The organism is Micromonospora globispora, assembly GCF_003857015.1.
Classification (GTDB): Bacteria; Actinomycetota; Actinomycetes; order Mycobacteriales; family Micromonosporaceae; genus Micromonospora; species Micromonospora globispora.
The window spans coordinates 1-9,744 of record NZ_QGGF01000794.1 but is presented as its reverse complement, the minus strand read 5'-3'; the positions used below and the strand labels follow the sequence as shown (position 1 = coordinate 9,744).

At 71.8% G+C, this 9,744-nt stretch carries 8 protein-coding genes; 7 read left to right on the top strand and 1 reads right to left on the bottom strand.

The features are described from left to right. On the top strand, positions 1-2,099 hold a 2,099-nt coding region (gene hrpA / locus DKL51_RS34530), incomplete at its 5' end, for an ATP-dependent RNA helicase HrpA (RefSeq protein WP_124813328.1). Between the two features lie 88 nt (positions 2,100-2,187). After that, complete coding sequence (locus DKL51_RS34525) at positions 2,188-2,967, top strand: hypothetical protein (protein ID WP_124813326.1); 780 nt, start codon at positions 2,188-2,190, stop codon at positions 2,965-2,967. A gap of 13 nt (positions 2,968-2,980) precedes the next feature. Here DKL51_RS34525 and DKL51_RS34520 read toward each other — a convergent pair whose 3' ends face one another. Next, a complete protein-coding gene (locus DKL51_RS34520) occupies positions 2,981-3,916 on the bottom strand; it encodes a LysR family transcriptional regulator (protein WP_185735016.1) in 936 nt (311 codons plus the stop codon). A 29-nt stretch (positions 3,917-3,945) separates the two neighbouring features. Here DKL51_RS34520 and DKL51_RS34515 point away from each other — a divergent pair, with 29 nt between their 5' ends. From DKL51_RS34515 to DKL51_RS34495, 5 genes are all read left to right on the top strand, one after another. Beyond that, positions 3,946-4,677, top strand: a complete 732-nt coding sequence (locus DKL51_RS34515; RefSeq protein ID WP_109942945.1) for a succinate dehydrogenase cytochrome b subunit — start codon at positions 3,946-3,948, stop codon at positions 4,675-4,677. A 2-nt stretch (positions 4,678-4,679) separates the two neighbouring features. Beyond that, complete coding sequence (locus tag DKL51_RS34510) at positions 4,680-6,614, top strand: fumarate reductase/succinate dehydrogenase flavoprotein subunit (RefSeq protein ID WP_109942940.1); 1,935 nt, start codon at positions 4,680-4,682, stop codon at positions 6,612-6,614. Then, on the top strand, positions 6,611-7,372 hold the full coding sequence (locus DKL51_RS34505) for a succinate dehydrogenase/fumarate reductase iron-sulfur subunit (RefSeq protein WP_109942941.1): 762 nt from the start codon (positions 6,611-6,613) through the stop codon (positions 7,370-7,372). Before DKL51_RS34510 ends, DKL51_RS34505 begins: the two co-directional genes overlap by 4 nt. 166 nt (positions 7,373-7,538) lie before the next feature. After that, positions 7,539-8,723 (top strand): zinc-dependent alcohol dehydrogenase, encoded by a 1,185-nt coding sequence (locus tag DKL51_RS34500; protein WP_109942942.1) that lies wholly within the window; start codon positions 7,539-7,541, stop codon positions 8,721-8,723. Continuing rightward, positions 8,720-9,664 carry an SDR family NAD(P)-dependent oxidoreductase gene (locus DKL51_RS34495; protein WP_109942943.1) on the top strand — a complete coding sequence of 315 codons (945 nt, stop codon included), beginning with the start codon at positions 8,720-8,722 and terminating at the stop codon, positions 9,662-9,664. The genes DKL51_RS34500 and DKL51_RS34495 overlap by 4 nt, the downstream gene beginning before the upstream one ends. The last annotated feature ends 80 nt before the right edge of the window (positions 9,665-9,744 follow it).

Here is a 9,744-nt window from a genome sequence, read left to right as displayed (position 1 = left end):
TCCTCCGGCAGGGTCGCGGGGTCGGCGCGGACCTGCCGGAGGAGATCGACACCCCGAAGGTGCACCAGTCGCTGCTGCCCGGCCTGCTGTCGCACATCGGGCTCAAGGACGCGCAGAAGCACGAGTACCTGGGGGCGCGGGGGGCGAAGTTCGCCCTCTTCCCCGGCTCGGCGCTGTTCAAGAAGCCGCCGCGCTGGGTGATGGCCGCCGAGCTGGTGGAGACCTCCCGGCTCTGGGGCCGGGTGAACGGCCGGGTCGAACCCGAGTGGGTGGAACCGCTCGCCCAGCACCTGGTCAAGCGCAGCTACAGCGAGCCGCACTGGGAGAAGAAGCAGGCCGCGGTGATGGCCTACGAGAAGGTCACCCTGTACGGCATCCCGCTGGTCACCTCCCGCAAGGTCAACTTCGGTCGGATCGACCCGGCGCTGAGCCGCGAGCTGTTCATCCGGCACGCCCTGGTGGAGGGCGACTGGCAGACGCACCACCAGTTCTGGGCGGACAACCGTCGGCTGCTGGCGGAGATCGAGGAGCTGGAGAGCCGGGCCCGACGGCGGGACATCCTGGTCGACGACGAGACGATCTTCCACTTCTACGACGAGCGGATCCCCGCCGACGTGGTCTCCGGGCGGCACTTCGACGCCTGGTGGAAGAAGACCCGCCGGGAGCGCCCGGACCTGCTCACCTTCACCCGCGAGCTGCTGATCAACGCCGGCCGGGGCGGGGTCGACGAGGCCGACTACCCGGACGAGTGGCAGGCCGACGGGGTGACCCTCCCGCTGACCTACACCTTCGAGCCGGGCACCCCCACTGACGGCGTGACCGTGGACATCCCGCTGCCGCTGCTCAACCAGGTGCCCGCGGAGAGCTTCGACTGGCAGGTACCCGGCCTCCGCGAGGAACTGGTGATCGCGCTGATCCGGTCGCTGCCCAAGGCCCTGCGGCGCAACTTCGTCCCGGTGCCGGACTACGCCCGCGCCGCACTGGCGCAGCTGCCGGCGGGCGAGGAGCCGCTGCTCGACGCGCTCACCCGGCAGCTGCGCCGGATGACCGGGGTGACCGTGCCCCGCGACGCCTGGGACCTCGAGAAGCTGCCACCGCACCTGCGGGTGACGTTCCGGGTGCTCGGCGAGGACGACAAGCCGGTCGCCGAGGGCAAGGACCTGCCGGCCCTGCAACGCGAGCTCCGCCAGGAGGTACGCCAGGTCGTCGCCGCCGCCGCGCCGGAGGTGGCCCGGACCGGCCTGAAGGAGTGGAGCATCGGCACCCTGCCGCGCACCATCGAGCAGGTCCGCGCCGGGTACGCGGTGACCGCGTACCCGGCCCTGGTCGACGAGGGCACCACGGTCGGGGTGAAGGTCTTCGACACCGAGGCCGAGCAGGCCGCCGCGCACTGGGCGGGCACCCGGCGGCTACTCCGGCTGACCGTGCCGTCGCCGGCGAAGTTCCTCCAGGGGCGCCTGAGCAACGAGGCGAAGCTGGCGCTCAGCCGCAACCCGCACGGCAGCGTGCAGGAGCTGATCGAGGACGCTGCCGGGGCGGCGATCGACAAGCTGATCGGCGACGCGGGCGGTCCCGCCTGGGACGCCGACGGCTTCGCCGCGCTGCGCGACAAGGTCCGGGCCGACCTGGTGGACACCGTGGTCGACGTGATGGAGCGGGTCCGCCGGGTGCTCGCCGCCGCGTACGCGGCGGAGCAGCGGCTCGGCGCGACCCGGAACCTGGCCGTGGTGGCCGCCCTGGCCGACATCCGGAACCAGCTCAGCGGCCTGGTGCACAAGGGCTTCATCACCGAGACCGGGTACGCCCGCCTGCCCGACCTGCTGCGCTATCTGACCGCGATCGAGCGCCGGCTGGACCGGCTCCCCGGCAACCCGCAGCGGGACAAGCAGCAGCAGGACCGGGTCACGGTGGTGCAGAAGGAGTACCAGGACATGGTCGCCGCGCTGCCGCCGGCCAGGCGCCAGTCCGCGGCGGTCCGCCAGATCCGCTGGATGATCGAGGAGCTGCGGGTGAACGTCTTCGCTCAGGCGCTCGGCACCCCGTACCCGGTTTCCGAGCAGCGCATCTACCGGGCGATGGACGACGCCGAGGGGCGCTGACACCCATCCGTCAACTGCCCGTTCCGGAGGGGCGCCACGGCTGGACGGCGAACGCTACGCTGTGCCGCACCTGACAGGGGGTGGGTCGGTGGGTCGTTCGCTGCGGCGCGTCGCGATGCTGCTGCTCGGCGCGGCGCTGCTGGGCACGGTCGGCCTCGCCGTCGGCTCCTGGTACGGCGGCCGCGGCACCGCACCGCTCAGCCCCGACCAGCCCCGCAGGATGGCGGCAGAGCTGCTCCCTGCGGCAGAGCCGACCGGCGCGTCGTTGGTCCACGGCTATCGGTACGGCATCTTCCTGGCGGCGGACGACTTCGGTGCCCGTCGCGAGGAGTTCTGGTACGGCCACCCCGCCGACTGCGCGCTCTCCGAGCAGCTACGACGGAACGCCGCATCCGGCGGGTGGCAGGGCCTGCGTCGCGTGCCCGGCGACCCGTGCGACGGTTGGCGGGCCGAGAGGGACGGGCTGACCGCCACCCTCACCCACACGGCGACCGGCTCGACGCTGCGCATCGCACCGACCGCACCCGACGGGTTCCGCGCCGCCACCGTCACCGGCGCCCTCCTGGGCGCCGCCGCGGGTGCGACGCTGTTCTGGCTGGTGGCGCGTCGACGTCGGCCCGCACCCCGGCTGGTCGGCACGCTGGTGGCGGTCGGCCTGCTCCCGGGCGTCGCCCTCACCTGGATGGACCTGGCCACGGACGGGCTCGCCGAGCCGGTGTGGCCGATCTGGCGGGCACTCGCTCCCCTGCTGGTGCTGCTGACGCTCGTGGTCGCGCTGGTGGGCGTGGTCGTTCTCGTGAGGCGATGGAACCCGACCGGCCCCGCCACCGATGCGACGGCTGCCGGGCGGGAGCCTGCGATCCGTTGAACCGCAGCCGCCGCTACAGCGGCTCGACTCCGGGCGGCAGCTCGTCGGTCGCGGTGGCGTCGTGCACGTACTCCAGCAGGATGCGGCGGAGTTCCCGGCCGGCGTGGGTGGGGACCACGTCGCGGCGGCGCGCCACCGCGATGGTCCGGCGTACGCCGGGCGGGGCGAGTCGGGTGACCCGGATGCCGGGGCGGCGGGCGACCACGATGCCGGGTACCAGGGCGATGCCGAGCCCCGCCTCGACGAAGCTGAGCACGGCGTCCATCTCGCCGCCGTCGACCGAGAAGGACGGCTCGAAGCCGGCCTCCCGGCACGCCTGGAGGGTGGCGTCGCGCAGGTCGTAGCCCTCCCGGAACATCACCAGGGGCTGATCGCGCAGGTCCGTGATGCGCAGCTCGCCGGTGTCCGAGGCGACCGGTAGCGGGTCCACCGAGGCGACCACCAGGCTCTCCCGCAGGATCGGGTCGGCGCGCAACCCCGGGTCGATGCCCGCCGACGGCATGATGATCAGCGCCAGGTCGAGGTCGCCGCGGAGCAGGTCGCGGACCAGGTCCTGCGAGCCGCCCTCCTCCACCCGCAGGCCGACGGTGGGGTGCGCATCGCGGAACCGGCGCAGCACCGGCGGGGCCAGTGAGGTGACGAGGCTGGGCGTGGCGCCCAGCCGGACCCGGCCCCGGCGCAGCCCCACCAGCTCCTGCACCTCCCGGGTCGCGGTGTCCACGTCGGCGAGGATCCGCTTGGCCAACGGCAGCAGCACCTCGCCCGCCGCGGTGAGGGTGATGTTGCCCCTTACCCGTTCGAAGAGCGGGGCGCCGAGGTCGGTCTCCAGGGCGTGAATTTGCTTACTCAACGAGGGTTGGGTGATGCCCACCAGGTCGGCAGCCTGGGTGAAATGTCGTACTTCTGCGACCGCCACGAAGTACCGGAGCTGATGGAGCTGCATCTGAATAGCTTATGGCTATCAAGACTGCGAAGTCGATGCATTGGACGCCTGATCGAACTGCTCCTAGCGTCGGTCGGGTGGTAATCACGAAAACTCGGTCGCCCATCCGATCCAGCGTCGGCCTCAAGGTCGTCATGGCGGTGACGGGCATTCTCCTGGTGCTCTTCCTCATCGCGCACATGCTCGGCAACCTGAAGATCTTCACGGGCGCTGAGGCGTTCAACCACTACGCGCACTGGCTCCGCGACCTCGGTACGCCCCTGCTCGCCCCCGGCTGGTACCTGTGGATCCAGCGCACGGTGCTTCTGGTCGCCGTACTGGCCCACATCGGGGCCGCCACCGTGCTCGCGCTGCGCGCCCGCGCCGCCCGCCCGGTCCAGTACGCGCACCGCAAGAAGGTGCAGGGCAGCTACGCGGCCCGCACGATGCGCTGGGGTGGGGTGATCATCCTGCTCTTCGTGATCTACCACATCCTGGACCTGACCACCGGCACGCTGAACCCGGTCGGCGACGCCACCCGGCCGCACAGCAACGTGGTCGCCGACTTCGCGCCCGAGCGCTGGTACGTGACGCTCTTCTACACCCTGGCCGTGGTGTCGCTCGGCTTCCACCTGCGGCACGGCACCTTCAGCGCGCTGCGCAGCCTCGGCCAGCAGACCCCGGCGGGTGAGCGCCGCGCCCGCACCTTCGCGCTGGTCTTCGCCGTCGTGCTGACCGCCGGCTACCTGGTGGTCCCGTTCGCCGTACTCACCGGATTGGTGCGTTGATCATGGATCTCTACACCGAAGGCGACCCGATCGCCGACGCCAAGGCCCCAGACGGCCCCATCGAGACCCGCTGGGAGCGCCGCCGGTTCGAGGCGAAGCTGGTCAACCCGGCCAACCGCCGCAAGCTGACCGTGATCGTGGTGGGCACCGGCCTGGCCGGCGGCTCGGCCGCCGCGACCCTGGCCGAGCAGGGCTACCAGGTCAAGTCCTACTGCTACCAGGACAGCCCGCGCCGGGCGCACTCCATCGCCGCGCAGGGTGGCATCAACGCCGCCAAGAACTACCGCAACGACGGCGACTCGGTGCACCGGCTCTTCTACGACACCGTCAAGGGCGGCGACTTCCGCTCGCGCGAGTCGAATGTGCACCGGCTGGCCGAGGTCTCCGTCAACATCATCGACCAGTGCGTCGCCCAAGGCGTCCCGTTCGCCCGCGAGTACGGCGGCCTGCTGGACACCCGCTCGTTCGGTGGCGCGCAGGTACAGCGCACCTTCTACGCCCGGGGCCAGACGGGCCAGCAGCTGCTGCTCGGCGCGTACCAGGCGCTGGAGCGGCAGATCGGCCTCGGCAACGTGGAGATGAACGCCCGCCACGAGATGCTCGAGCTGGTCATCGTCGACGGCCGGGCCCGCGGCATCGTGGTGCGGGACCTGGTCACCGGTGAGATCACCACCGAGATGGCCGACGCGGTCGTGCTCGCCTCCGGCGGCTACGGCAACGTCTTCTACCTCTCCACCAACGCCAAGGGCTGCAACGTCACCGCCTCCTGGCGGGCCCACCGCAAGGGCGCGTACTTCGCCAACCCCTGCTACACGCAGATCCACCCGACCTGCATCCCGGTCTCCGGCGACCACCAGTCGAAGCTGACCCTGATGAGCGAGTCGCTGCGCAACGACGGCCGGGTCTGGGTGCCGAAGGCCAAGGGCGACAACCGCGCCCCGCGGGACATCCCCGAGGACGAGCGGGACTACTACCTGGAGCGGATCTACCCCTCCTTCGGCAACCTGGTGCCGCGGGACATCGCCTCCCGGGCCGCGAAGAACGTCTGCGACGAGGGTCGCGGCGTCGGCCCCGGCGGGCTCGGCGTCTACCTCGACTTCGCCGACGCGATCAACCGGCTCGGCCGCAAGGCGATCGAGGCGAAGTACGGCAACCTCTTCGAGATGTACGAGCGGATCACCGGCGAGGACCCGTACCAGGTCCCGATGCGGATCTACCCCGCCGTGCACTACACGATGGGCGGCCTCTGGGTCGACTACGACCTGCAGTCGACCATCCCGGGCCTGTTCGTGATCGGTGAGGCCAACTTCTCCGACCACGGCGCGAACCGGCTGGGCGCCTCGGCGCTCATGCAGGGCCTCGCGGACGGCTACTTCGTGCTGCCGAACACCCTCGCCAACTACCTGGCCTCCGGCCCCTTCGACAAGGTCGACGCCAGCCACCCGGCGGCGGTCGAGGCCCGGGCGACCGTGGAGGACCGGCTCCAGCGGCTGCTGGCGATCAACGGCGACCGGACCGTGGACTCGTTCCACCGGGAGCTCGGCCAGATCATGTGGGAGCACTGCGGCATGGAGCGCAGTGAGGCCGGCCTGCGCAAGGCGATCGACGAGATCCGGACGCTGCGCGACGAGTTCTGGCAGCGGGTCCGCGTCCCGGGCGACGGCGAGGGGCTCAACCAGTCGCTGGAGAAGGCCGGCCGGGTGGCCGACTTCTTCGAGCTGGCCGAGCTGATGTGCATCGACGCCCTGCACCGCGAGGAGTCCTGCGGCGGCCACTTCCGGGCCGAGCACCAGACCCCGGACGGTGAGGCGCAGCGCGACGACGAGCGGTTCGCCTACGTGGCGGCCTGGGAGTACGGCGGGACTGGTCAGCCCGTGCTGCACAAGGAAGACCTGAAGTTCGAATACGTTCACCCCACGCAGCGGAGCTACAAGTGAATCTGACCCTGCGCATCTGGCGCCAGAAGGGCCCTGAGGACAAGGGTCGGATGGTGACCTACAAGGTCGACGACGTCTCCCCGGACATGTCGTTCCTGGAGATGCTCGACGTGCTCAACGAGCGGCTGATCCTCCAGGGCGAGGAGCCGGTCGCGTTCGACCACGACTGCCGTGAGGGCATCTGCGGCATGTGCGGCCTCATGATCAACGGCAATGCGCACGGTCCGCAGCGCGGCACCACGGCCTGCCAGCTGCACATGCGGCAGTTCTCCGACGGCGACACGATCGACATCGAGCCGTGGCGGGCCCGGGCCTTCCCGGTCATCAAGGACCTGGTGGTCAACCGGAACGCCTTCGACAAGATCATCGCCGCCGGTGGCTACATCACCGCGCCGACCGGCAGCGCCCCCGAGGCGCACGCCACGCCGGTGGCCAAGGCCGACGCGGATGCCGCCTTCGAGTCGGCCGCCTGCATCGGCTGCGGCGCCTGCGTGGCGGCCTGCCCCAACGGCTCCGGCATGCTCTTCACCGCCGCCAAGGTCACCCAGCTCTCGCTGCTGCCGCAGGGCCAGCCGGAGCGGTACACGCGGGTGATCGGCATGGTCGACGCGCACGACGAGGCCGGCTTCGGCGGCTGCACCAACGCCGGCGAGTGCACCGCGGTCTGCCCGAAGGGCATCCCGCTGAACACCATCGGCCGGCTCAACCGCGACTACCTCGCGGCCACCGCCAAGCGCGGCGGCACCCCCGGCTCCTGAGCCGGCGGCGGCTCCGGCCGCCCCGCCCGTCACCGACCGCCGTACCCCACCCCGGGGTGCGGCGGTCGGTGTTTTTCCGGTGGTCCGGCCAGGCCGGCCGTGCCGGTTCAAGGGGCCGAGGGCGGGTAGCAGTCCCCTGGACGGCACCGAGAGGGGACATTCAGGCATGAAGGCACTGACCTGGCAAGGAAAACGTGACGTCCGGGTCGAGGAGGTACCGGACCCCCGGATCGAGGAGCCGACCGACGCGATCGTCCGGATCACCTCGACCGCCATCTGCGGCTCCGACCTGCACCTGTACGAGGTGCTCGGCCCGTACCTCAAGCCCGGCGACATCCTCGGGCACGAGCCGATGGGCATCGTCGAGGAGGTCGGCTCCGGGGTGACCCGGCTCAAGCCGGGCGACCGGGTGGTCATCCCGTTCAACATCGCCTGCGGCTCCTGCTGGATGTGCGACCGGCAGCTCTACGCCCAGTGCGAGACCACGCAGGTGACCTCCCAAGGCAAGGGCGCGACCCTGTTCGGCTACACCTCGCTCTACGGCTCCGTCCCCGGCGGGCAGGCAGAGTACCTGCGCGTGCCGCAGGCCCAGTTCGGGCCGATCAAGATCCCGGAGACCGGCCCGGACGAGCGGTACCTCTACCTCTCCGACATCCTGCCCACCGCCTGGCAGGCGGTGAAGTACGCGGACACCCCGCCCGGCGGCACCCTGGCCGTCTTCGGACTCGGCCCGGTCGGGCAGTTCTGCGCCCGGATCGGCCGACACCTCGGCGCCGGCCGGGTGATCGGGCTCGACCTGGTGCCGGAGCGGCTGGAGCTGGCCCGCCGGCACGGCATCGAGGTGCTCGACGTGACCGAGCTGGACGACGTGCCGGGCGCGCTGATCGACCTGGTCGACGGGCGCGGCCCGGACGCGGTGATCGACGCGGTCGGCATGGAGGCGCACGGCGCCCCGCTGGGCAAGCTCGCCCAGACCGCGGCCGGCCTGCTGCCGGACAAGCTGGCCCAGACGATGACCGACAAGGCCGGCGTGGACCGCCTCGTCGTGCTGCACGCCGCCCTCAAGGCCGTCCGTCGCGGCGGCACCGTCTCGGTCTCCGGCGTCTACGGCGGCGAGCAGGACCCGATGCCGCTGGTGGAGATGTTCGACCGGGGCATCCAGCTGCGGATGGGGCAGTGCCACGTGCGCCGCTGGACGGACGAGATCATGCCGCTGCTCTCCGGCGACGACGACCCGCTGGGCGTGGAGGACCTGCGCACCCACCGGCTGCCGCTGGAGCAGGCGCCGCAGGGGTACGAGATGTTCCAGAAGAAGGAGGACGGCTGCATCAAGGTCGTGCTCGCGCCGTGAGCCGTACGGTGGTGATCACCGGCGCGACGAGCGGCATCGGCCGGGCGGCGGCCCGGGAGTTCGCCGGCCGAGGGGACCGTCTGGTCCTCGCGGCCCGCTCCCCCGCCACCCTGGCCGAGGTACGCCAGGAGTGCCGGAGCGCCGGCGCGGAGGTGCTCGTCGTGCCGACCGACATCACCGAGCCCGGCGCGGTCGACGAGCTGGCCCGGGCGGCCGTCGCCGAGTTCGGCGGCATCGACGTCTGGGTGCACACCGCCGCGGTAGCGGCCTACGGGCGGTTCGACGAGCTGCCGGAGCGGGTCTTCGAACGGGTGGTCCGCGTCGATCTGATCGCCGCCGCCGCGGTGGCCCGGGTGGCGCTGCGGCACTACCGGTCCGCCTCGGCGGGCACGCTGATCCTCACCGGCTCGGTGCTCGGGCACATCACCTCGCCCTACATGAGCGGCTACGTGGCGGCCAAGTGGGGCCTGCAGGGACTGGCCCGGACGTTGCAGCAGGAGGCCCGGGAGACTCCGGGAGTGCACGTGTGCCTGGTCAACCCGGGCAGCGTGGACACCCCGGTCTACCGGCAGGCGGCCAACTACCTGGGCCGGATCGGCCGCCCGCCGCCGCCGATCACCACGCCGGAGCGGGTGGCCCGGGCGATCGTGCACGGCGCCGACCGGCCGCGCCGGGAGATCTCGGTGGGCCGGCTGAACGTGGTCATGCGGTTCGGCTTCACCGTCCTGCCGGGCCTGTACGACGTGCTGGTCGGACCGCTGATGCGGGTGGCCGGGCTCAGCAACCAGCCGGTGGCGCCGCACGACGGCATCGCGTTCACGCCCAACCCGGCCGGCGAGGCCGTCCGGGGCGGCTGGCTGCCGGACCTGTCGCGAGTGGTCCGGTCGGTCGGCGGGGCCACCTCGACGGTCGGCTCGGCGGTGCTGCGCCGGCTGCGCTGAGCGCGCCGGCGGGTCCGGTGGCTACCGTGTACGGCGGGACACGGCGGAGGGGACGACATGGACGCACCAGTGGATCAGGC